The following is a 22,962-nucleotide window of genomic DNA, read 5'->3' on the forward strand; positions in this document are numbered from 1 at the left end:
ACGGGGATGTGGGGGTCTGGCATGGCGGATCCTGGGACGGGTGTGACTCCCTACTGGGAGTTGACCTTCGACGCCGGCGGGGATGCCGACGGCGCCGAACGCGACCGGCTGCTGACGCAGGTCACGGACCACGGCGTCCGCGACCTGATCGTCTTCTCACACGGCTGGAACAACGACCGCTCGGGCGCGACCGCGCTGTACCGCCGCTTCTTCGCGCCGGTCCCGCGGCTGGCTGCGAAGGCCCGGCTGGGGTACGTCGGCGTGATCTGGCCGTCGATGCGGTTCAGTGACGAGCCGATCCCGGACTTCCCGAGGTCCGTGGCGGCCGTGGAGGCGGAGGCGGCACCGCGCCCGGCGCTGGACAAGGACACCCGGCGCGCCCTGCCGGCGGCGTTTCCGGGCCGGACGACCGTGCTGGACGAGGTGGCCCGGATGCTGGACGACCGGCCGGGCGGCACCGAGGGGCTGACCGAGTTCGGGCGGCTGGTGCGGCTGCTGCTGGACGACGACGGGCAGGGGGTGGTGGCCGACACGGACGAGGACGGCGAACCGGCGGTGTTCGGTGGCGACCCGGTGACCGCGTGCGAGCAGTTCGCCGAGGCCCTGGCGGCGCTCGACGGGTCCGGCGCCGCCGCCCGGTTCACCCTTCCGAACCCGTGGGACGGCGCGAAGGAGTTGCTGCGGCAGGCGACGTACCACCAGATGAAACGGCGGGCCGGGACGGTCGGTGAGCGGGGACTCGGCCCGCTGCTGGGGCGGTTGGCGGGGGCGGCGCCCGGGGTGCGGGTGCATCTGGTCGGGCACAGCTTCGGCGGCCGGCTGGTGGCGTTCGCGCTGCGCGGGCTGCCCGGCGGCGTGCGCACGGTGAAGTCGGTGACCCTGCTCCAGGGTGCCTTCTCGCACTACGCGTTCGCGGCCCGGCTGCCGCACGCGCCGGACCGGTCGGGTGCGCTCAAGGGCCTCCACGGGCGCGTCGACGGCCCGTTGGTGTGCTGCTACTCGCACTTCGACGCGGCCCTCGGCACCTTCTACCCGCTGGCCTCCCGGCTCTCCGGGGACGACCGCGCCTGCGTGGGCAACGAGATCGCGGCGGTGCTGGGACCGCGCTGGGGCGCCCTGGGGCACGACGGGGTGCAGGCGGTCCCGGGTACCGCACGGCTCGACCTGGCGGCGGCTCTCGCCGGCCGGCTGCCCGCGTCGGGGTGCGTGAACGTGGACGCGGCGGCCGTGGTCCGGCGCGGGGGCCCGCCGTCCGGGGCGCACAGCGACATCGTGCACCCCGAACTGGCACGGGTGGTACTGGCGGCGGGCCGCATCGCCTGACCCGCCGCCCGTGGCACCTCAGCGGTGCGAGGTGTACTCCACGACCTGCTGGAAGGTCGGCCGGTTCTGCCAGCTGATCCGGCCGTGCTTGATGCCGCCCAGGGTGCGCTGGACGATCGAGTCGGCACACCACTGGTCGCCCGCGGAGCACTGGTCGTCGCCCGGGTAGACCTGGGCGGCGGTCAGGCCGGCGGCCTGCTTCAGGGTGCCGATCAGGGTGTCCCGGCAGGCGGTGAGGCTGCCCCCGCCGCAGTACGTCCGGGCCAGGCCGCCGCGCACGGACTCCCCGAGCACCGCCCGGATGTCCTTGTCGACGTAGGACCACCAGCCGTACTGGAAGGAGCTGCCGGCGTGCGAGCCGGTCGGGCCGTGACCGGCGGAGGGTGCCTCGTCGACCGGCAGGTTGCCGGTGACCGCGGTGTAGAGGTCGCTGCCGAGACCGGGCTCGAACTCGGCCTTGACCAGCAGCGGCCACCAGGCGTCCAGGATGCGGATCGCGTCGGCGTCGGCGTACTTCCTGGAACCGGCCGACGTCTCGGTGCGCTTGGCGCCGGCGGTCACCCACGCCTGGAGCTTGCTCACCGCCGCGGCGGCCGTGGAGTCGGTCACCGGTGAGGAGGTGACCACCTTCAGCAGCTCGGGCAGCACGTCCTCGGCGCGCAGGTCGGCGAGGCCCGCGTCCGCCATGGCCTGCACCAGCTTGGTCCGGGTGACCCCGCCGGCCGCGACCAGTTTCCTCACCCGGTCGTCCAGCAGGTTGCCGCGGTGCACGGAGCCGTCGCCCCAGGGCGCGGCCGCGTAGTCCTCGGCCTGCTTGTTGTTCCAGGAGATGTAGTAGTCCTGGTCGACGGAGTTGGGGTGCGCGGAGGGCGGGGTGTAGTCGGCGGTGTTGGTGGCCGGGTCCCAGTTCCGCCACTCGTACGCCGGCCGCGCCCACACCGGGAACTCGCTGTCGACACCGCTCGCCCGGACGGGGTTGTCGCCGCTGTTGTAGTAGGCGGTGTGCTGGGAGTCGGCGTAGAACCAGTTGAAGGTGAAGTTGATGTGCTGCGCCGCGCTCTGGAAGTCCTTCGGCCCCTTGACGTAGTCGGGGTCGTTGAGCATCTGGAAGCCGATGATCGAGTCGGCCTCGTGCAGGTAGGAGGAGCGCAGGGTGGTGTACGCGACCTTCTTGCCGCCGATGGTCGCCCGGTACTCCACCGGACCGTACTCGGTCCGCCACGCGCGCATGGTGTACGACCCCGCGGCCGTGCCGTCGGCGGTGGTCGGCTTCCAGGCGTTCTTCTGCTCGATCTTCTCCATGGCCGTGCAGGTGCCGTGGTACAGGTAGTGGTAGTCGTCCTGGCACAGCTCGACCGCGTAGGTGTCGATGATGTCCTGGCCGGAGGTGGTGGCGCTCCAGGAGTAGTCCTGGCCACGGCCGAGTTCGACGTACATGCTCAGGCCCGCGAAGGAGGCGCCGCGGGCGCTGATGCCCGGGCCCTGGATCTCCTGGAGCATGAGCAGCTGCGGGGCGAAGTAGCCGGTCTGCGGCCCGAAGACGGCGACGGGGTGGCCGCTGGCGGTGTACTTGCCGCTGACCACGAGCGCGTTGGACATGCCACGCCGGGCGGAGCCGAGGACGGTCTTCGCGGCGGAGGCCGAGGCGCCGGTGGCGCCGGCGGTGGACGCGCTGCCGGTACGGTCGTGGACCAGCGGTTCCTGGGTCACCGAGCCGGCGTCCGGCAGGGCCTCGCCCTGGGCGTCGGCGGGCTTGGCGCCGTAGGGGAAGCTCTGGCCGTCGTGGACGGTGAGGACGGCCTCGGGGTCGTTGCGTTCGCGGAAGGACTCCCAGACCTTGGTGCCCTCCTCGACGCCGTACTTGGCCTGGGCGGCGAGCAGGGAAATGGCGTTGTCGACCTCGCCGCCACCGCCGGAGCCGAACAGTGAGCCGATGACGGAGGCGAGCGCCACGAGGTCGGTGACCTTGAAGTGCTCTATGGTGCCGGCGTTGGTGATCGAGTCCTTGTGGCCGGTCAGGACGTACTCGCCGGGGAAGTAACGGCCGCTGTCGGAGGCGTCGATGTAGGCGTTGACGCCGTCGAGATACGCCTTGACGTCGGCGAGGGCCTGCTGGCCGCGGGCGCCGTTCTTCGCGACCGCGTTGTCGATCTGCGCCTGGAGGTCGGCCTCGGTGTAGGGCGCGTTGCGGTAGAACTGCTGCTCAAGACCCTGGTTGGCGGGTGCGCCGCCGGCGAAGGAGGTCAGCTGGCCGCGGCCCACGTGCCGGAAGACGTCCATGAGCCACAGCCGGTCCTGGGCCGCCGCGTATCCGGCGCCGAACTCGGTGCCGTAGCGGGTGGTGCCCGTGATGTGCGGCACACCGGTCTTCTTGTCGCGGACGATGGTCACGTCACCGCGGCCGGCCGGCTTCTCGGTGGAGGCGACCTGGTCGGCGGGGACACCGAACGAGGCGTCGTTGAAGAAGCTGTTGATGGTGGTGTCGGTCAGGCCCTTGTAGCCGGTGGCGAGGTCGGCGTACGGGCCGAGCTGGTCCTCGGCGTGCGCGGGCTGGGTGCCGAAGGCCTGGTTGAGCAGGATCTGGGCGAGCGTCGCGTTGCCGTTCTCGCCGGGCGGCAGGATGTCCGAACACCGGCCGCCGCAGTAGTCGTTGGCGACCGTGGCGTCGGCCGCCGCCACCGCCGCCTGGGTGAGGGGGGTGAGAAGACCGGCGACGAGGACGCATACGGACGCGGTCTTCAGGAACCCGGAGAGTCGGCGGGACGTTCTCAGTCTGTCAAGGGCGGTACGTGGGGTTCGCCGTGGCATGGCAGCTCCTAGCGACAGAGGTGGCCGAACGTTACCGCCGGTATCCCCAGCTTTAAAGATGAACATGCGTCACTTTCTGGAGTCTGGAGACAGATCCCGAGAAGAGATGGAGCCGAATCGCCTGTCGATACGTCTATTCGACGACGTCCGTGCGACGACGCCGAAGTGACCGGAGTACAGGTGCAGGTGTGACGGAGGTGCAGGGCGATGGCAGGTTTCCGGAGTCTGGCGAGACAGGTACGCGATCCGGGCTGTGATCTGGCGCTGCGGCGGTACTCGCTGCGCAAGTGCCTGGAGAAGTTCGCCCCTTACGGACATCGGGCGACCTGGGACCATCTGTGCTCCCGGGCGGGGTTCGGCCCCGAGGACCGCTCCCCCGATCCGGCGCGGCTCGTGGCCGCGCTGGAGGAGCTGGAGGAGGCCCGTGACGTCTGGCTGGCCTACGAGACCGACTTCACCGAACGCCGCAGGAAGGAGAAGCACGACGGGCTGCGCCGGCCGGGCAGCGTGGACGACTGGCACCGGCTGACCTGGGGCGGCTTCGGGGTCGCCTGGTGCGACGACCCGCGGGTGCACCCCGACGAGCCGCTGGCGGTGGTGCTGCGCCGGCTGATCGCCGCGCTGGAGCGGGAACCGGGCTCGTCGTGCCCGGTGTGCGGCGGCGAGCGCCTGGTGTGGAAGTACGGCCTGGACCACGAGCCGTCGTCCGGCCCGGTCTGCACGGACTGCGGCATCCTGGTGCCGCGTCCGGTCCTCGACCCGCGGGCTCTTGAGTACGCCCGTCGGGGACGCGTGCTGATGTCGGCCTGAGCCGATGGCGTTCCCAGGGGCGTGCTGACGGGGGGCGCGCAGGGGATGCCGCGCCCTCTGCCGCGGGTGTGCGGCACCATCGAGGCATGGTGCAGGTGTGTCTCAACGGGCGTCGTACGGCCGCCGACGGTGTCGCCGTGCCGATGTCCCCTCAGGATCTGGCGCGTTCCGCCGCCGAGGCGGTGGCGGCCGGGGCCACCTCGGTCCACGTCCACCCGAAGACGCCGTGCGGCCACGACAGTCTCTCCCCGCGCGTCCTGGCCCCGGCCCTGGAGGCGATCCGGGCGCGGGTGCGGGTGCCGGTCGGGGTGACCACCGGCGCCTGGGCGGAGCCGGATCCGTCCGCGCGGCTCGCCCGGGTGCGCTCCTGGTCGGTGCTGCCCGACTTCGCGTCGGTCAACTGGCACGAGCCGGGCGCCGAGGAGGTCGCCGACGCACTCCTGTCGATGGGCGTGGCCGTGGAGGCGGGCGTCTGGTCCGGCACCGAGGGCGTGCGCCGGTTCGCGGCCTCGCCGCTCGGGCCGAGGGTGCTGCGGGTGCTGGCCGAGGTGACCGACCCGGACCCGGCGACCGCCGAGGCGTCGGCGCGGGCGCTGCTGGCCGAGCTGGGCACGGCGCACGGCCGTCCGGTGCTGCTGCACGGCGAGGAGGGCGGGACCTGGCCGGTGCTCCGGCTGGCGGGCCGGCTGGGCCTCGCCACCCGGATCGGCCTGGAGGACACCCTGCTCCTTCCGGACGGGCGACGGGCCGTGTCCAACGCCCGGTTGGTGGCGGAGGCGCGGGCACGGCACGGGGCGGTCGAAGACGGTGCGGGTGTGCCTGAGGACGACGGCAACCGCGAGGCGCGGCAAGGGAGTTCGTCCCCGTCGTGAGCTACGGCACCGGGCACCGCCCCGGCCCGGTCAGGGCTGGTCCGAGGCGGCCGCGGTGAAGCGCGCCCCCAGCTCCGCGACCGCGGCGCGCAGTTCCTCCCCGCCCTCGACACGGAAGGCGAACGGCACACGCGCCAGCCACTCCTGCGCGTACGCGGCCGGGTTGCGCGTGCTGCCGACCAGCACACAGCCGTCCCCCGAGGGTTCGAGCCGCCCCATGGGCGGCTGGATCCAGGGGGCCACCTCGGTGAGGGGTGCGGCGAACACCACGCGGGTGGGGAACACCCATCCCAGGCCCAGGTTCTCCTCCAGCACCGCCACCGGGTCGAGGTCCTCGGGCGGTGCGAACCGCTGCGCGGTCGGCCGGACCGCGCGGACCCGGTCGACCCGGTAGGTGCGGATCGCCCCCGCGCGGTGGGAGTGGCACAGCAGGTACCAGCGTCCGTGGCGGACGACGACGGACCAGGGATCCACCTCCGCCTCCCACTCGTCACCGGCCTCGGCGCGGTAGGCGACCGACACCCGGCGCCGGGCCGCGACGGCGGCGACGAGCTCGCTGGTGACGGCCGGGTCAGGGCGCACCGCGTAGGGGTCCGGTGCGGCCGCCGCGTACTCCCGCAGCAGGGCCGCCTGCCGGCCGACGCTCTCCGGCAGCGCCTTGACGACCTTCCCCAGGGCGGTGCCGACCAGGTCGTCGGCACCGGCCGCGGCCGGCCGCCCGGCGAGGACCGCCATCACCAGTCCGAGGGCCTCGGACTGCGTGAAGTGCACGGGCGGCAGCCGTGTCCCGCGCCCCAGCCGGTACCCGCCGTACGGCCCTCGGGCCGACTCCACGGGGATGCCGGCCTCGCGGAGGATGCCGACGTACCGGCGCGCGGCCCGCTCCGTGACGCCCAGCCGTACGGCGAGTTCGCCGGCCGTCGTACCGGGGCGGGCCTGGAGGATCTCCAGGGCGCGCAGCGCTCGCGCGGTGGGGCTGAGATCGTTCGGCACCCGTGCAGGCTAGTCCGCTCCGCCCGGGTCACGGTGGTCGCGCGACGAACCGGCAGTGGATCGTCCGGAACCCCTCCTACGGTGGCCTCCACGACCTGGGAGAAGGGGAACCGACCATGGACATCCTGCTCATCGGCGGCCTGTGGCTGGACGGATCGGTGTGGGGCCGCGTGGCGTCCACGCTGGAGTCGCTCGGCCATCGGCCGGTGCCGCTCACCCTGCCGGGCCAGGGGGACGGCTCGGCGTCGGCCACACTGGAGGACCAGGTGGCGGCGGTGCTGGCCGCGGTGGACGCGGCGCCGGACAAGCCCGTGGTGGTGGGGCATTCCGCCGCCTGCACACTGGCCTGGCTGGCCGCCGACCGGCGGCCGGAGCGGCTGGCCGGGGTCGCCCTGATCGGCGGCTTCCCGTTCTCCGACGGCCACACGTACGCCGACTTCTTCGAGGTGCGCGACGGCGTCGTGCCCTTCCCGGGCTGGGGCCCCTTCGAAGGGCCGGAGATCGCGGATCTCGACGACGAGGCCAGGCGCGAACTGGCGGCCGCGGCGCTCCCCGTGCCCGCTGCCGTGACCAAGGGCGTGGTGCGGCTGGCGGACGAACGGCGTTTCGACGTCCCGGTCGTGGTCGTGTGCCCGGAGTTCACGCCCGCGCAGGCGCGGGAGTGGATCGCCGGCGGTGACGTCCCGGAGCTCGCCCGGGCCAAGCACGTCGACTTCGCCGACATCGACGCGGGCCACTGGCCCATGGTCTCCCGGCCCGCCGAGCTGGCCCGGATCCTGGCCGCGGCGGCCGACGCGGTCTGACGGGCGCACCGCCGGGCACGAGCAGGCCACCGGCGGGCCCTCGCCCCCTCAGCGCCGCTCCGCCATCAGCCGTGATCCGGTCAGCTGTGCGCCGAACACGTCGTCCGGGTTGGACAGCACGCACGTCTCCATCGACAGGCAGCCGCATCCGATGCAGTCGGTGAGGTGGTCGCGCAGGCGGTTCAGCTGCTGGATGCGCTCGTCCAGTTCCGAGCGCCACTTCTCGGACAGGCGCGCCCAGTCCTCCCTGGTCGGTGTCCGTTCCTCCGGCAGTTCGGCCAGGGCCTCCCGGATCGTGGCGAGCGGTATGCCCACCCGCTGGGCCGCGCGGACGAAGGCGACCCGGCGCAGGGTGTCCCGGCTGTAGCGGCGCTGGTTGCCGGGGGTCCGCCGGCTGGTGATCAGTCCCTTGGACTCGTAGAAGTGCAGGGCGGACACCGCGGCTCCGCTGCGGGCGGACAACTGGCCGACGGTCAGCTCGTGGATCTTCTCGGGAATCTGGGGCACTCCCCAGAGATTACCCACCCCGCCGGTCCGTGGTCCGTTGACATCGACTCCCCACCCGACCATGCTAAGCAGTTGCTTAGAGACGCGAGCGAGAGGCCGGGAACATGGCAGAACCGAGGACCTTCACCTCCCCCGACGAGCTGCGGGCGGCCGTGGGCGAGGAGCTGGGACCCACCGACTGGGTGGAGATCGACCAGAAGCGGATCGACCTGTTCGCCGAGGCGACCGGGGACCACCAGTGGATCCACGTGGACCCGGAGAAGGCCGCCGCCGGACCGTTCGGGACCACCATCGCCCACGGCTACCTCACCCTGTCCCTGCTCCCGCTGTTCGGGCCGCGGCTCATCCAGGTCGAGGGCGTGAAGATGGGCGTCAACTACGGCACGAACAAGGTGCGCTTCCCCGCCCCGGTCCCCGTCGGCTCCCGGCTGCGCGCCACCGGAAGGATCACCGGCGTCGAGGACGTCACCGGCGGTGTGCAGGTGACGGTCGCGTTCACCGTGGAGCGCGAGGGCGGCGACAAGCCGGTGTGCGTCGCCGAGTCGGTGTCCCGGTACTACCTGTAGGCCAGGCGGCTACCCGGCCCCGACCATGCGCAGCACGAGGTCGGCGTAGAGCGCGCCGACCTCCTCGGGGGTGCGCGGGCCGTTCACGTTGAACCAGCGGGCCACGTCGATGCACAGCGACAGCACGGCGAGCGTGGTGCCCTGGACGTCCAGCACGTCGAACTCGCCGGAGGCCACGCCGTCCTCGATGATCCCGCGCACCTCCGCGTCCACCTGGCGGCGCAGCTCGACGATCTCCGCGCGGGCCTCCGGTCCGAGGGCGTCGAGTTCGTACTGCACGACCCGCGCGGTGGTGCGCCGGCCCGCGTGCCAGCGGACGAAGGAGCTGACCGCGTCGGCCAGCCGCTCGGCCGCGGTGCCCTCCCGCCGGGCCGCGGTGCGCAGGATGTCGAGGGCCTTGTCGTGGCCGATGCGGCTGATCCGGTGGAGCAGCTCTTCCTTGGTCTTGTAGTGGATGTAGAGCGCGGCCGGGCTCATGCCGGCGCGGCCCGCGATGTCACGGGTCGTCGTCGCGTGGTAGCCACGCTCGGCGAAGGCCTCCACGGCCGCGACGAGCAGCCGCCGGGCCGCGTCAGGGGTGACCTCTTCCCACGGCTCCACTTCGCCGCCGGTCGTCTCCTGCGCCGTACTCATCGCTCGCTCGCCCCTCTCGGTGACAGGAGCACCACCATACCGCCGACGGTGAGCGGGCGCTTAGCGGAGCCGCTCAGAGCTTTTCGAAGGGGTCGTGCTCGGCGAGCAGCTTCTCCAGCCGGGCCTGGTCGACCCGGCTGACGATCCGCCCGGCCTCCTGCCGGTCCCGGATCACCTTGGCGAGGGTGAAGGCGGTGGTGACGAGGTACAGGACGGCGATCGCCAGGAAGCCGCGGACCCAGGCGCTGGCGTCGAGCCGGGCGATGCCGATGGCGGTGGCCGCCATGGCGACCGCGAAGGAGGCGACGGCCTGCCCGTAGAACGCGGCCGTGCTCTGCTGCTTGACCGGTGTGTCACTCATGGGCCCCAGCATCGGCGGACGTGGCCCGCGCCACATCCGCCGGGATACTCAGAACCGGGTGCGGCAGGTACTCAGAAGGCCGAGACCCCGGTCAGGGAGCGGCCGATGAGCAGCTTCTGGATCTGGCTGGTGCCCTCGTAGAGGGTCATCACGCGGGCGTCGCGCAGGAGCTTGCCGGCGGGGTACTCGTCGATGTAGCCGTAGCCGCCGAAGACCTGCAGGGCGTTGTTGGCGGCGCGCACCGCGGCCTCGGAGGCGAACAGCTTGGCCTTGGAGGACTCCACGGCGAAGGGCTCGCCGCGGTCGATGAGGTCGGCGACCCGCCAGGTCAGCAGCCGGGCCGCGTCCACGTCGACGGCGATGTCGCTGATCAGCTCCTGCACCAGTTGGTGGCGGGCGATCGGCTTGCCGAACTGCTCCCGCTCACCGGCGTACTTCACGGCCGCGTCCAGCGCGGCCTGGGCTATCCCGACACAGCCGGCGGCCACCGACATCCGCCCCTTGGCGAGCGCGGACATGGCGACGGAGAAGCCCTTGCCCTCCGCGCCGAGCATCGCCGAGGCGGGCACGCGCACGTCCTGGAGGACGAGTTCGGCGGTGGCCTGGCCGCGCAGGCCGAGCTTGCCGTGGACGGTACGGCGGGTCAGGCCGGGTGTGTCGGCGGGCACGAGGAAGGCGGACACGCCCTTGTGGCCGGGGGCGTCGGTGGAGCGGGCGAAGAGCAGGACGACGTCGGCCCAGGTGCCGTTGGTGATGAACATCTTGGTGCCGTTCACGACGTAGTCGTCGCCGTCGCGCACGGCCCGGGTGGTGAGGTTGCCGGCGTCGGAGCCGGTGCCGGGCTCGGTGAGGCCGAAGCAGCCGACGTACTCGCCCGCGGTCAGGCCCGGCAGCCAGCGCCGCTTCTGCTCCTCGCTCCCCCAGGCGGCGATCGTCTTGGCGACGAGCCCCAGGGAGACGGAGACGATCCCGCGGACCGAGGAGTCGCCGCGCCCCAGTTCCTCGGTGACCAGGCAGTAGGAGAGGTGGTCGCCGCCGCAGCCGCCGTACTCCTCGGGCACGGTCAGGCCGAGGAAGCCGACCTCGCCGAGCTTCTTCACGATGCCCCGGTCGACCTCCTCCGCGCGGTCCCAGGCGACCACGTGCGGGGCGATCTCGCGCTCCACGAAGTCCCGGGCGAGCCGTCGTACGGCCGTCTGCTCCTCGCTGAGCCCCAGGCTCACCATGAGATCACCTCTGTCACCGATGGATCTTGAAAGCCGGACATTTAAATTAGCACTGCTAGTTTCCAGTCGCAGCCCTACTATGTGCGCCATGGCCCGACCGCGCAAGCCCCTCCTCAGCACCGACCGGATCGTCGAGACGGCCCGGGACCTCGTGGACCGGGAGGGTCTGGCGGCCGTCTCCACGCGCCGGCTCGCCGCCGAGCTGGGAGTGAGCGGGCCCTCGCTCTACAACCACTTCCGCACCAAGGACGAGATCCTGGAGGCGGTGGCGGACTCGGTGAGCGCCCAGGTCGACCTGTCGATGTTCGAGGACGGCCGGGACTGGCGGACCGCGCTGCACGACTGGGCCGTCTCCTACCGGGCCGCCCTGCGCGACCACCCGAACATCGTCCCCGTCCTCGCCCGGGGCCCCGGCCGACGCCCGGCCGCGCTCCGGCTGGCCGACGCGGTCTACGGCGCGATGGTCGACGCGGGCTGGCCGCCGGCGCAGGCCACCTCCATCGGCGCGCTGATGCGGTACTTCATCATGGGCTCGGCGCTCGGTTCCTTCGCCGGCGGCTTCGTGGACGACGCGAGCGCCTACGACCCCGCCGACTACCCCCACCTCGGGCAGGCCCATCTGCTCGCCGAACAGCAGGAGAAGATCGACGAGCGGGCCTTCGAGGCGGGGCTCGCCGCGCTGCTGGACGGGCTGGCGCAGCAGTACCGGCAGGTCCGGGTGTGAGGACGCTTCGGCCACCGCCGAACCGACGGTCCCGCATGCTGGGGACATGAGCACCGAGAACCACCAGGCGGCGGCGCTGGCGGCGCTGGCCGGGCTGATCGCCGACCGGACCCGGGCCGCGTGTCTGCTGGCGCTGCTGGACGGGCGGGCGTGGACGGCCGGTGAGCTGGCCCGGCACGCCGGGGTCGCGGCCTCCACCCTGAGCGAGCACCTCGGCAAGCTGGTGGCCGGCGGGCTGCTCACGGAGGAACGGCAGGGCCGGCACCGGTATGTGCGGCTGGCCGACGCGCGGGTGGCGCAACTGGTCGAGGACCTCGCCGCGCAGGTGCCCGCGGCGGTGGTACGGCGCCCTCCGCGCACCCTGCGGGAGGCGAGTGCCGGTGCCGCCATGGCCCGGGGGCGGACCTGTTACGACCATCTCGCCGGGCGGCTCGGGGTCGTGCTCACCGACGCGCTGACCCGGCGCGGGCTGCTGCGGCAGGACACCGGGTTCGCGCTGACGGACGCGGGGATGGAGTGGTTCGGTACGGCGGGTGTGCCCCTGGACCCCGGAGGCCGGCGCCCGCTGGCCCGCGCGTGCCTCGACTGGACGGAACGGCGACCGCATCTGGCCGGGGCGGCGGGGGCGGCGTTGTGCCGTCGGGCGCTGGAGGCGGGATGGTGCGTGCGCGTGGGGTCGGGGCGGGCGGTCGCGGTGACCGCGTCGGGGGAGCGGGTGTTCTCCGACCTGCTCGGCATCTCCGGGCGGCCCTGGCTGGAGACCGGCTGAGGGGGCGGGGCCCCCCGCCCCCTTCGGGGCGACCGCCGTCAGAACACCACCAGCGCGCGTCCCCCCTTCCCCGCCAGCATGTTCGCGAAGGCCGCCGGGATGTCCTCCAGGGTGATCCGGTCGGTGACCAGGGCGGAGAGGTCCAGGCGGCCCTGCCTCACGTGCTCGGCGAGGAGCGGTACGTCACGGGACGGGTCGCTGTTGCCGTAGACGCAGCCCGAGAGGGTGCGGCCCCAGTGGAAGAGCTCCAGGGCGTTGAAGGTGACCTGCTGGTCCTTGCCGCCGATGCCGACGACCGTCGTACGGCCGCCCCGGCGCGTGGACTCCCAGGCCGCCCGGATGGAGACCGCGCGGCCCACGCACTCCACGGAGACGTCGACGCCCTGCTTGCCGGTGAGGCCGCGGATCTCGCGGGGGGTGTTCTCGGAGGCGAGGACGTAGTCCGTGGCGCCGGCGGCGCGGGCCAGCTCCTCCTTCCCGGGGGAGACGTCGACGGCGACGATCCGGGACGCCCCCGCGATGCGGGCCGCTTGCAGCGTGGCGAGGCCGACTCCGCCGACGCCGAACACGGCGACCGTCTCACCGGCCCGGACCCGCGCCGAGTGGTGCACCGCGCCGTAGCCGGTGAGGACGGCGCAGCCCAGCAGGGCGGCGTCCACCAGCGGCACCCCGTCCGGCAGCGGCAGCACGCAGGACGCGGCGACCACCGTCTCCTCGGCGAACGCGGCCACGTTCAGTCCGGGGTGCAGGTCGGCGCCGTCGGCGGTGCGGGCGTGCACGTCGGCCGCGCCGTTCAGGGCGTTGGCGCACAGCCAGACCTCGCCCAGCGCGCAGGCGTGGCACCTTCCGCAGGACGGTGCCCAGTTGAGGACGACCGGGGACCCGGGTGAGACATGGGTGACGCCCTCCCCGACGGCGACGACCGTGCCCGCGCCCTCGTGGCCGAGGACGGCCGGAACCGGCACCCGCATGGTGCCGTCGGACAGGGACAGGTCGGAGTGGCAGACGCCGGCGGCGGCGAGGCGGACCCGGACCTGTCCGGGGCCCGGGTCGGGCAGCTCGATGCCGGTGATCTCCAGCGGGGCGCCGATGGCGGGCAGGACGGCGGCTCGTACGGCCATGGGTGACGGAACTCCTCAGAACTGGAGGGACTTGGTCTGGAGGTACTCGGCGAGTCCGTGCGCCCCGAGTTCCCGGCCGACGCCGGACTGCTTGTAACCGCCGAAGGGCGCGAGCGGGTTGAACCGGCCGCCGTTGATGTCGACCTGGCCGGTGTCCATGCGGCGCGCGAAGGCCACCGCCTCGGCCTCCTCGGCGGCCCAGACGGCGCCCGCGAGGCCGTACACCGTGCCGTTGGCGATGCGCAGGGCGTCGTCCTCGTCGTCGTACCGCAGGATCGACAGGACCGGGCCGAAGATCTCCTCCTGGGCGATCGTCATGTCGGGGGTGACGTCCGCGAAGACCGTAGGGCTGACGAACCAGCCGCGCTCGCGCGGGGATTCGGGGCCGCCCGCGACGAGGCGGGCGCCCTCGGCGACACCCTTCTCGATGTAACCGCGCACCCGGTCCCGCTGCTTGGCGCTGACCAGCGGTCCGATGCGGTCGCCGTACTTGGCGGCGGCGGTCGCGGCGAGTTCGACGGCCTCGGCGTAGCGGTCGCGGTGGACCAGCATGCGGGTCCAGGCGCTGCACGTCTGGCCGGAGTTGGACATCACGTTGGCGACACCGACGTTGACCGCCCTGGCGAGGTCGGCGCTCGGCAGGATGACGTTGGCGGACTTGCCGCCGAGTTCCAGGGCGACCTTCTTCACGGCCGCGCCGGCCACCGCGCCGATCCGCCGGCCGACCGCCGTGGAGCCGGTGAAGGAGACCAGGTCGACGCCCGGGTGCTCGGCGAGCGCCTGCCCGGCGACCGGGCCGAGACCGGTGACCAGGTTGAACACGCCCGCGGGCACGCCCGCCTCGTGCACCGCCTCGGCGAACAGCTGGGCGGTGAGCGGGGTGTCCTCGGCGGGCTTGACGACGATCGTGCAGCCGGCGGCGAGGGCCGGGGCGACCTTGGCGACGATCTGGTGGAGGGGGTAGTTCCAGGGGGTGATGGCGCCGACCACGCCGATCGGCTCGTGCAGGACCGTCGAGTTGCCGACCTTCTCCTCGAAGGAGTGGCCGGCGGCCAGTTCGGCGTAGGAGCCCGCCACCGCGATCGGCACGGCCGCGTGCACGGCCTGGGAGAACGGCAGGGGCGAGCCGAGTTCCGCGGTGACCGTCGCGGCGATCTCGTCCTTGCGGGTCACGAGCGCGTCCCGGAGAGCGGCCAGGCGCGCGGCGCGTTCGGCCGGGGGCGTGGCGGCCCAGGCGGGGAGCGCGGCCCGCGCGGCGCGTACGGCGGTGTCGACGTCCAGGGCCGAACCGGCCGGGACCCGGGCGATGACCTGCTCGTCGGCGGGGTTCACGACCTCGATCTCGTCCCCGCTCCCGGCGGGGCGCCAGGCGCCGTCGATGTAGAGGCCGTCGTGTGCCTTCATTGCTGTGTCCTCCCGGCGGGTCCGCGTCGTCCGGCACACAAACTAGCGATGATAGTTTTCCTGCGCCAGACGTTCCCGGTCAGCGGACGCTTCCGGACATCATCGCGAAGGGACCGGCCGGTGCGGGCGCGATGTCCGCACCGGCCGGTCCACCGGTCACCTGGTCGCGGTCAGATGGGCGAAGACCACCACGTTGCTGGTGTAGCCGGTCCGCCGGCTGAACAGGCCGCCACAGGTGAGCACGCGCAGTTCCGGGCGCCCGGTCGGGCCGTAGACCTCCTTGTCGGGGAAGCCGGCCTTGTCGTAGACCTTCACCCTGTCGACGGAGTAGACGGCGACGCGGCCGTCCGCCCGCCGGACCTCCACCGGCTTGCCGGGCCGGACCTGAGCGAGGCCGGCGAAGACGGCGGGTCCGGTGCGGGTGTCGCGGTGGCCGACGGCGACGGCGGTGCCGGCCTCGCCGGGCGTGGGGCCGCCCTGGTACCAGCCGACCAGCCGCGGTCTGTCGACGGGCGGTGTCTCCAGCTCCCGGTTCCGGTCGAGGCGGAGCGGGGTGATCGGGGCGTCGATGCCCAGCGAGGGGACGCGGAAGGTCGTCGGCCGGGACCGGGGCAGCGGGCGGGGCGGCGGCGCCGGAGGGGCGGTCGGCTCGACGTGGGCGGAGTCCGTACCGGCCGCCACGGCGTGCGGGCCGGTTCCGGCCGCTCCGCCGCCCGACCCGCAGCGCGACCCCACCGTCACCAGGACGAACACCAGCAGGGCCGTCCTGGCGAGGCGGTAGGCGCGGGTGCGGTACCAGGGCCTGCGCCGGTACCTACGCGGCGCCATGGGGCCGCCGGCGGATCAGCCGGATGTACACGACAGCGCAGACGGCGATCAGACCCACGGCACCCGCGGCGGCCACCGGGGAGTAGGCGGCGGCCCTGTCGATGAGACCGCCGCCGCCCGCGTGCACCCCGCCCCTGGGGCCGTTCTGGTCGTCCTTGCCCCAGGAGGCGTCGCCGTCGTGCCGGCCGTCGGAGTCGTTGTGCTGACCGTCGGAGATCTGCCCGCCCGGGCCGTGCTCGCCCTCGTGGCGCCCGTCCTTGCAGTTGACGCGGAAGACCTTCTCCTTCAGGGCGGCGGGGGTGCCCACGATCCAGCTGATCTTGTACTGACCGTCCGCGAGGCCGAGCGGGTCGGTGTGCCCGGCGCCCCCGGCGAGCTGGATGGTCCCGGCGACGGTGGCGGCGGTGGGGAGCGGGGGCTGCGGGGTGATGGTGTAGGCGATGCTGGTGAGCGTGTCGAAGTTGACGGCCTCCAGATAGAACCGGCAGACCACGGGATCGTCCTTGGCCGACCCCACGAGCGGCGTTCCGTGGAGGTGACGCTCGTCGTGAATCCTGATGTCGCCGTTCTCGCCCTGGGCCACCGCGCTCGGCGCCGCCACCCATGACGCGCCCGCCGCGGCGAGGGCGGTGAGGACGACTGTGGCGCCCGCGCGGGGGCCGACGGCACGTGGGGTCATGGTGGGCATGCGCGCTCCTCCGAGTTCAGACGATTTTCATACAAATCGCTCGTTCGCCTGGACTCTCCTTCATGGGCCGCGTGGCCCATGGCACCGACGCCCGACGCGCCGTCAGAGATCGCTCGTGCGGCGCAACCCCGGGCGCTTCGGCCGCTTCCCGGTCACCTGTCCGGACGACCCCTCGGGCCGGCCCGGCGAGCGCAGCGCCACTGCCGACGACACCAGCAGCAGACCCCCCAGCATCACGAACGGCGCAGCCACGCCCGCCAGACCGGCGACCAGACCCGCGGCGGCCGGGGCGGCGACCTGGCCCAGCCGGTTGCCGGTCAGCCGCAGGGCGAGCGCGGTGGAGCGGGCCTCGGCCGGCGCGGCCTGCACCACCGTCGTCATCGACAGCGGCTGGCCGACGCCCAGGCAGAAGCCGAGGACCGTGAGCATCGCGCCGAGCGCCCACACCGGCACCGGCAGCGCCACCCCCGCGCACAGCAGGGCCGCCAGCAGGCAGGTCACGGTGAGCAGCGCGGGCCGGCCGAGCAGCCGCAGCAGCGGGGTGAGCACGAGCCGGCAGGCGATGGTGGCGCCCGCCCGGAGACTGAGCAGGACACCGATCACCGAGGGCGCGATCCCCCGGTGCTCGCCGACCACCGGCAGGTAGGCGGTGAGGATGTCGGTCGCCGACAGCACCGACAGGCTGATCAGCATGCCCGCGGGCACGCCCCGGGCGCGCAGGATGCCACCGACCGGCACCCGTCCGCCGCCGCGCGCACGGGAGCCCACGGCCGTACGGTCCTCGATGCGCCACAGCGAGGTGAACGCGACCGCCGCGCCCGCGCCCGCCACCACGAGGGCGAGCGCGCTGCTGCGGGCCATGTCGGGGCCACCGATGAGGGCGCCCGCGGCGACGGGACCGATGAGCTGGCCGAGGGAGGCGCCGATGGTGAAGTGGCCGAAGTTGCGGTCCTGTTCGTGCGGCGCGGACTGACGGGCCACCAGCGACTGGGCGCCGATCACGAAGCACAGGTGACCGAGTCCCATCACCCCGCTCCACAGGGCCATCGCCCACAGCGAGCCGGCGAGCCCGCTGAGCGCGCAGCCGGCCGCGATGAGGACGACACCGGCCGGCAGCAGGGGCGCGCAGCGGCCGTGGTCGGTACGGCGGCCGAGCGGTACGGCGGCGAACAGCGGCAGCAGCGCGTAGACACCCGCGATGACACCGACCGCCCGTTCGTCGGCGCCCAGCGCGAGGGCCCGGTAGGAGACGGCGGGCCGGGCCATCGACACCGCCCCCTGCGCGCAGCCGAAGGCGATGACGAGGCGGAGCAGCCAGCCGCGGTTCCCACCGGGCCCCATGACGTCCTCCAAGGGGGTCAGATGATGCCGAACAGGATGCCCGCGCCGAGGACCACGAGCGAGGTGAGGGCGGCCCACTTGACCACGAACCGGGTGTGGTCGCCGAACTCCACCTTGGCCATGCCGACCAGGACGTACACGGCCGGGACGAGCGGGCTGGACATGTGCAGGGGCTGGCCGATGATCGAGGCGCGGGCGATCTCCACCGCGGAGACGCCGTGCGCCTGGCCCGCCTCGGCGAGCACCGGCAGGACACCGAAGTAGAAGCCGTCGTTGGACATGAAGTAGGTGAGCGGGATGCTCAGCACGCCGGTGACGAGGGCCATGTGCGGGCCCATGCCGTCGGGGACGTTGTCCACCAGCCACTTCGCCATGTGGTCGACCATGCCCGTGCCCTGGAGTACGCCGGTGAAGACGGCGGCGGCGAAGACCATGCCGGAGACGTTGAGGACGTTCTCGGCGTGGGCGGCGATCCGGGCCTTCTGGTCCGGCATGTGCGGGAAGTTGACGGTCAGGGCGAGGGCGGCGCCGAGCAGGAAGAGGACCGGGATCGGCAGCCACTCCATGATCATGGCGGTGAGCAGCGCGACCGTGAGCAGCGCGTTGAACCAGTAGAGCCTGGGGCGCAGGGTGGAGCGGTCCGGGTCCAGGCCCTGGAAGCTCTCGTCCTCGGGCCCGTCGGGCAGGTCCACGCCCGGGCCGGAACCGCCGGCCTTCGTGACGTCCTTGCCGGCGCCGGCGCCGACCAGCACCGTCTCGGTCTCCTCCACCAGCACCTCGTCCAGCGTCAGCACACCGAGCCGCTTGCGCTCGCGGCGGCCGAGGACGTAGGCGAGGGCGAAGACGAACAGCAGGCCCATGGCGAGGGCCGGGATCATCGGCACGAAGATGTCACTGGCGTCGAGCTTCAGCGCGGTGGCGGCGCGGGCGGTGGGGCCGCCCCACGGCAGCGTGTTCATCACGCCGTTGGCCATGGCGGCGACGCCGGTCATCACGACCAGGGACATCTTCAGGCGCTTGTACAGCGGGTACATCGCCGAGACGGTGATCATGAAGGTGGTGGAGCCGTCGCCGTCCAGGGAGACGATCGCGGCGAGGACCGCCGTGCCGACCACGATCCGCAGCGGGTCGGCCTTGCAGAACCTGAGAATGGCCCGCACGACCGGGTCGAAGAGGCCGACGTCGATCATCACACCGAAGTAGACGATCGCGAACATGAGCATCGCCGCGGTGGGGGCGAGGCCGGTGACGCCGTCGATGACGTAGTCGCCGAGCTTGGCGCCCTTGCCCACGAACACGCAGAACAGCGCGGGTATGAGCACGAGCGCCGCGATCGGCGACATCTTCTTCAGCATGATCAGGACCAGGAAGGTCGCGATCATGGCGAAGCCGAGGATGGTCAGCATGAATGGATACCTAACGTTCGCCCTTGAACATCCCACCTGGGGGTCGGCGGTGCGTTGACGTTAGGTCCGTTCAAACGGCGTTAACAAGATGTTGACGCGCGAGCAATAAGCGCGAAAGTCCAGGTCACGGCAGTGCTGTGACCGCCGTGAGCTCGACGGGGACGCCGTTGAGGACCGCGTTGCCCGACAGCGGGTCGAGCAGGCTGCCGTCGAGCAGCTGGTTGACGTTGACGCCGGGGTCGGTGGAGGCGTGGCGCAGCCGGGTGCCGGGACGGTCGTGGCCCCAGCCGTGCGGCAGGCTCACCACACCGGGCCGGACGCCGTCGGTGACCTCCGCGGGCGCCACCACCTCTCCCCCGGCGCCCTTCACCCGGACGTCCGCGCCGTCCCGGACGCCGAGGCGGGCCGCGTCCTCCGGGTGGATGTGCACCGTGCAGCGGTTGCTGCCGCCGGTGAGCGCGGGCACGTTGTGCATCCAGCTGTTGTTGGAACGCAGATGGCGGCGGCCGACGAGGACGAGGCCCGCGGGCCGCTCGCGCAGGGCCGCGCGGAGCCGGGGCAGGTCGCCGGCGATGGGCCCGGGCAGCAGCTCGACCCTGCCGCTGCGGGTCTTCAGCGGCTGCGGCAGGCGCGGGCGCAGCGGGCCGAGGTCGATGCCGTGCGGGTGGGCGAGCAGCTTCTCCAGGGTCAGCCCGTCGGGGCGGGCGCCGAAGCCGTCGCCGTACGGGCCGAGGCGCAGCATCATGTCGAGCCGTCGCTCGGGGCCGTTGTCGCCGGTCAGCCGGGCGGCGAGCTCCTGCGGGTCGCGTCCGTGCACCGGCCCGTGCGCGTCCTGGACGGCCTTGCCGAGGGTCTGGTCGATGACCATCGCGTCGACGGCGGCGGGGTCGGCCCCGTGCATTCCCGTGGCGGCCAGGACCAGCCGGGCGAGGATCTCGGTCTCCGCCATGCGGCCGGGCTCCAGCGGGACGGCGGGGCGGGTGTAGCGGACCTGGTTGCGCACGGCCAGGGTGTTGAAGGCGAAGTCGTGGTGCGGGCTCTGGGAGGGCGGCGGCGGGGGCAGGACGACATGGGCGTGGCGCGAGGTCTCGTTGAGGTACGGGTCGACGCTGACCATGAAGTCCAGGGACTCCAGGGCCTTGTCGAGCCGGTCCCCGTCGGGCGCGGAGAGCACGGGGTTGGCGGCGACGGCGATCAGCGCGCGGACCGGGGCCTCCTCGTCGGTCGCGGTGTCGATCTCCTCGGCGAGCGCGGCGAGCGGCAACTCCCCCTTGGCCTCCGGGTGCCGGCTCACCCGGGAGTGCCAGCGGCCGAGCGCGAAGCCGCGGCCGGGGCCCGCAGGGCGGGGCGTGCGGTCGGTGGCGGCCTGCGGGAAGAGCGCGCCGCCGGGCCGGTCCAGGTTGCCGGTGAGGATGTTCAGGACGTCGACCAGCCAGCTGGCCAGGGTGCCGTGCGGGACGGTGCAGCTGCCGATGCGGGCGTAGACGGCGGCGGTCGGGGCGGCGGCGAGCTCGCGGGCGAGGGTGCGGATGACACCGGCGTCCAGGTCGCAGGCGGGCGCCACAGCCTCGGGGGTGAAGTCGGCCAGTGCGTCCCGGAGTTCGTCGAGCCCCTCGACGTGCGGGGCCAGGTGGCGGAGGTCGACCAGGTCCTCCGTGAAGAGGGTGTGGGCCGTCGCGGCGAGCAGCAGGGCGTCGGTGCCGGGGCGTATCGCCAGGTGGCGGTCGGCGAGCTTCGCGGTGCGGGTGCGGCGCGGGTCCACGACGGTGAGGTGTCCGCCGCGCGCCTTGAGTGCCTTGAGCCGGCCGGGGAAGTCGGGGGCGGTGCACAGACTGCCGTTGGACTCAAGGGGGTTGGCGCCGATGAGCAGCAGGTGGTCGGTGTGGTCGAGGTCCGGCACCGGGATGGCGCCCGCGTCGCCGAACAGCAGCCCGCTGGAGACGTGCTTGGGCATCTGGTCGACCGTGGAGGCGGTGAACAGGCTGCGGGTGCGCAGGGCGCCGAGCAGGACCTGCGGGTACAGGGCGCCGGCCATGGTGTGCACGTTGGGGTTGCCGAGGACCACGCCCACGGCGTCGGGTCCGTACCGCTCCACCACCGGGCGCAGGCCCGCGGCGACCGCGTCGAAGGCCTCCTCCCAGGTGGCCTCGCGCAGGCTGCCGTTCTCCCGGACGAGCGGGGCGCGCAGCCGGTCGGGGTCGCCGTCGACGGCACCGAAGGCGGCGCCCTTGGGGCAGATGAACCCCTTGCTGAAGACGTCGTCCCGGTCACCTCGGGCGCCGGTGACGCGGGTGCCCTCGACGGTGAGGCTCAGCCCGCAGGTGGCCTCGCACAGGGGGCAGATTCGCAGGGCGGTGCGGGACACGGGTCCTCCCGGAGGGGTCGGCGACGGGGTCACCCGCGCACGAGCGGGCGGACCGGCTGGGCTGAGCATACCGACCGGTATGCACGGAGGGGAGGCCCTGTGTGCACCCCGTCCACCCGGACGCGCGCTGAGGCCGACGGACGCCGGGCGTTGGACGCCGGGCGTTGGACGCCGGGCGTTGGACGCCGGGCGTTGGACGCCGGGCGTTGGACGCTGGGCGTCGGGCGTCGGGCGTCGGGCGTCGGGCGTCGGGCGTCGGGCGTCGGGCGTCGGGCGTCGGGCGTCGGGCGTCGGGCGTCGGGCGTCGGGCGTCGGGTGACACGTCGGCCGACGGCCGCCGGCCTTGCGAGGACACTCCGGTCGACCCTCGCCGGCCTCGGGGGCACACCGACCCCGGGCCACCGCCCTGGGGGGGCACACCGACCGGGCCACGGCCCTGGGGGGGCACCCCAGTCGCCCCGGCCGGCCGTCGGGTGACACGTCGACCGGCGTCGGTCCGTGTCTCAGTCCAGCACGCGCCCCAGATACGCCCGGAGCAGTTCCCGGGTCTCCGTGATGATCGCCTCGTCGCCCTGCGGATCGATCCGGAAGGCGAGCTGGACGAGGGTGTCGGCGCTCTCCACGGCGACCAGGAAGACCCGCCGCAGGTCCGCGTCCGGGGTACGGCCGAGATAGCCGCCGAGCAGGTCGGTGAGCCGGTCGGCGACCCGGGTGTTGGGCTCGGTGTGGCGGGAGCCGACCGGGATCTGGTTGCCGAAGTCCACCAGGGAGAAGCCGGGCGCCGTGCGCTTCATGGCCAGGTACTCGTCCAGGACGGCGTCCATGGCCGCCCGCCAGTCCCCCTTGCCGGCCTTCTTCAGCCGCTCGGTGACACGCTCGACGTACCGCTCCAGGTTGCGCTGGGCGAGGGCGTCGGCCATCTGCCGCTTGTTGCCGAAGAAGCGGTAGACGGAGCCGATGGGCACGCCGGCGCGCTGGGCGACCGCGCGCGTGCTCAGGGCGTCGTAGCCGACCTCGTCGAGGAGTTCGGCGCAGGCGTCCAGGATCCTGGTCAGCCGTTCGGCACTGCGCCGCTGGACGGGCGCGCGGCGGAGCGATGTCGCTTGGGGCACGGGCTTCATGATGCCTTTCCGCCGGGGTCCGGTGAACCTCCCCCCACAGTACGGAGACAGGTGGCCCTTGCACTCATTCGCCGGCGGCGCCGGGTGCCGGTGCCCCTCGCCCGCCGGCGGCACAGGACGCCACGCTCCCCATACGCTGGTGACGCGCAGGGCCGTAGCCTTCATCCACCGGCGGCACAGAGGACCGTGGCCGTCATCCACCGGCGACGCAGAGAGCCGTGGCCGTCATCCACCGGCGACGCAGAGAGCCGTGGCCGTCATCCACCGGCGGCACAGAGGACCGTGGCCGTCAT

General features: G+C 73.2%; 22 protein-coding genes. 7 read left to right on the forward strand and 15 right to left on the reverse strand.

Annotated features, from left to right (window positions below; genetic code table 11):
* Positions 1-21: 21 nt before the first annotated feature.
* Complete coding sequence (locus ACH4LD_RS13935; protein ID WP_398055739.1) at positions 22-1,323, forward strand: serine-threonine protein kinase; 1,302 nt, start codon at positions 22-24, stop codon at positions 1,321-1,323.
* Between the two features lie 18 nt (positions 1,324-1,341).
* Here ACH4LD_RS13935 and ACH4LD_RS13940 read toward each other — a convergent pair whose 3' ends face one another.
* Positions 1,342-4,131, reverse strand: a complete 2,790-nt coding sequence (locus ACH4LD_RS13940) for a penicillin acylase family protein (protein ID WP_398055738.1) — start codon at positions 4,129-4,131, stop codon at positions 1,342-1,344.
* 207 nt (positions 4,132-4,338) lie between these two features.
* On the opposite strand from ACH4LD_RS13940, the gene ACH4LD_RS13945 reads away from it, so the two are divergent.
* Positions 4,339-4,941 carry a hypothetical protein gene (locus tag ACH4LD_RS13945; protein WP_398055737.1) on the forward strand — a complete coding sequence of 201 codons (603 nt, stop codon included), beginning with the start codon at positions 4,339-4,341 and terminating at the stop codon, positions 4,939-4,941.
* Between the two features lie 86 nt (positions 4,942-5,027).
* Complete coding sequence (locus tag ACH4LD_RS13950; protein WP_398055736.1) at positions 5,028-5,813, forward strand: 3-keto-5-aminohexanoate cleavage protein; 786 nt, start codon at positions 5,028-5,030, stop codon at positions 5,811-5,813.
* A 30-nt stretch (positions 5,814-5,843) separates the two neighbouring features.
* On the opposite strand, the gene ACH4LD_RS13955 is transcribed toward ACH4LD_RS13950, so the two are convergent.
* Positions 5,844-6,806: a WYL domain-containing protein gene (locus ACH4LD_RS13955; RefSeq protein ID WP_132786407.1), complete on the reverse strand. Its 963-nt coding sequence runs from the start codon at positions 6,804-6,806 to the stop codon at positions 5,844-5,846.
* Between the two features lie 116 nt (positions 6,807-6,922).
* Between ACH4LD_RS13955 and ACH4LD_RS13960 the strand changes: the two genes are divergently transcribed.
* Positions 6,923-7,609 (forward strand): alpha/beta fold hydrolase, encoded by a 687-nt coding sequence (locus ACH4LD_RS13960; RefSeq protein WP_398055735.1) that lies wholly within the window; start codon positions 6,923-6,925, stop codon positions 7,607-7,609.
* A 48-nt stretch (positions 7,610-7,657) separates the two neighbouring features.
* Here ACH4LD_RS13960 and soxR read toward each other — a convergent pair whose 3' ends face one another.
* A complete protein-coding gene (gene soxR, locus ACH4LD_RS13965) occupies positions 7,658-8,116 on the reverse strand; it encodes a redox-sensitive transcriptional activator SoxR (RefSeq protein WP_398055734.1) in 459 nt (152 codons plus the stop codon).
* 104 nt (positions 8,117-8,220) lie between these two features.
* On the opposite strand from soxR, the gene ACH4LD_RS13970 reads away from it, so the two are divergent.
* Positions 8,221-8,682 (forward strand): MaoC family dehydratase, encoded by a 462-nt coding sequence (locus tag ACH4LD_RS13970; RefSeq protein ID WP_014671756.1) that lies wholly within the window; start codon positions 8,221-8,223, stop codon positions 8,680-8,682.
* 9 nt (positions 8,683-8,691) lie between these two features.
* On the opposite strand, the gene ACH4LD_RS13975 is transcribed toward ACH4LD_RS13970, so the two are convergent.
* The 3 genes from ACH4LD_RS13975 to ACH4LD_RS13985 form a co-directional block, all read right to left on the reverse strand.
* Positions 8,692-9,315: a TetR family transcriptional regulator gene (locus ACH4LD_RS13975; protein WP_132786404.1), complete on the reverse strand. Its 624-nt coding sequence runs from the start codon at positions 9,313-9,315 to the stop codon at positions 8,692-8,694.
* Between the two features lie 73 nt (positions 9,316-9,388).
* Complete coding sequence (locus ACH4LD_RS13980; RefSeq protein WP_398055733.1) at positions 9,389-9,676, reverse strand: YiaA/YiaB family inner membrane protein; 288 nt, start codon at positions 9,674-9,676, stop codon at positions 9,389-9,391.
* A 71-nt stretch (positions 9,677-9,747) separates the two neighbouring features.
* Complete coding sequence (locus ACH4LD_RS13985; RefSeq protein WP_398055963.1) at positions 9,748-10,899, reverse strand: acyl-CoA dehydrogenase family protein; 1,152 nt, start codon at positions 10,897-10,899, stop codon at positions 9,748-9,750.
* 91 nt (positions 10,900-10,990) lie between these two features.
* Here ACH4LD_RS13985 and ACH4LD_RS13990 point away from each other — a divergent pair, with 91 nt between their 5' ends.
* Positions 10,991-11,626 (forward strand): TetR/AcrR family transcriptional regulator, encoded by a 636-nt coding sequence (locus ACH4LD_RS13990; protein ID WP_014671760.1) that lies wholly within the window; start codon positions 10,991-10,993, stop codon positions 11,624-11,626.
* A 46-nt stretch (positions 11,627-11,672) separates the two neighbouring features.
* On the forward strand, positions 11,673-12,395 hold the full coding sequence (locus tag ACH4LD_RS13995) for a winged helix-turn-helix domain-containing protein (protein WP_132786403.1): 723 nt from the start codon (positions 11,673-11,675) through the stop codon (positions 12,393-12,395).
* A gap of 38 nt (positions 12,396-12,433) precedes the next feature.
* On the opposite strand, the gene ACH4LD_RS14000 is transcribed toward ACH4LD_RS13995, so the two are convergent.
* The 9 genes from ACH4LD_RS14000 to ACH4LD_RS14040 all read right to left on the reverse strand — a co-directional run bounded on the left by ACH4LD_RS14000 (position 12,434) and on the right by ACH4LD_RS14040 (position 22,669).
* Complete coding sequence (locus ACH4LD_RS14000; RefSeq protein WP_398055732.1) at positions 12,434-13,516, reverse strand: Zn-dependent alcohol dehydrogenase; 1,083 nt, start codon at positions 13,514-13,516, stop codon at positions 12,434-12,436.
* Positions 13,517-13,531: 15 nt separating this feature from the next.
* Positions 13,532-14,920, reverse strand: coding sequence for an aldehyde dehydrogenase family protein (locus tag ACH4LD_RS14005; RefSeq protein ID WP_398055731.1), 1,389 nt, complete (start codon positions 14,918-14,920; stop codon positions 13,532-13,534).
* 156 nt (positions 14,921-15,076) lie between these two features.
* A complete protein-coding gene (locus ACH4LD_RS14010; RefSeq protein WP_398055730.1) occupies positions 15,077-15,748 on the reverse strand; it encodes a class F sortase in 672 nt (223 codons plus the stop codon).
* Positions 15,735-16,436, reverse strand: a complete 702-nt coding sequence (locus ACH4LD_RS14015) for a hypothetical protein (RefSeq protein WP_132786399.1) — start codon at positions 16,434-16,436, stop codon at positions 15,735-15,737. The genes ACH4LD_RS14010 and ACH4LD_RS14015 overlap by 14 nt, the downstream gene beginning before the upstream one ends.
* Before the next feature lie 102 nt (positions 16,437-16,538).
* Entirely contained in the window at positions 16,539-17,777 is a 1,239-nt protein-coding gene (locus ACH4LD_RS14020) for an MFS transporter (protein WP_132786398.1), read from the reverse strand.
* A gap of 17 nt (positions 17,778-17,794) precedes the next feature.
* A complete protein-coding gene (locus ACH4LD_RS14025) occupies positions 17,795-19,183 on the reverse strand; it encodes a CitMHS family transporter (protein ID WP_398055729.1) in 1,389 nt (462 codons plus the stop codon).
* 124 nt (positions 19,184-19,307) lie between these two features.
* Positions 19,308-21,548, reverse strand: a complete 2,241-nt coding sequence (locus tag ACH4LD_RS14030) for a molybdopterin oxidoreductase family protein (RefSeq protein WP_398055728.1) — start codon at positions 21,546-21,548, stop codon at positions 19,308-19,310.
* A gap of 29 nt (positions 21,549-21,577) precedes the next feature.
* Positions 21,578-21,934: a hypothetical protein gene (locus ACH4LD_RS14035; protein ID WP_398055727.1), complete on the reverse strand. Its 357-nt coding sequence runs from the start codon at positions 21,932-21,934 to the stop codon at positions 21,578-21,580.
* A gap of 117 nt (positions 21,935-22,051) precedes the next feature.
* On the reverse strand, positions 22,052-22,669 hold the full coding sequence (locus ACH4LD_RS14040) for a TetR family transcriptional regulator (RefSeq protein WP_398055726.1): 618 nt from the start codon (positions 22,667-22,669) through the stop codon (positions 22,052-22,054).
* Positions 22,670-22,962 lie beyond the last annotated feature (293 nt).

The sequence above is a fragment of the Streptomyces sp. NPDC017676 genome (assembly GCF_044329325.1).
Lineage (GTDB): Bacteria > Actinomycetota > Actinomycetes > Streptomycetales > Streptomycetaceae > Streptomyces.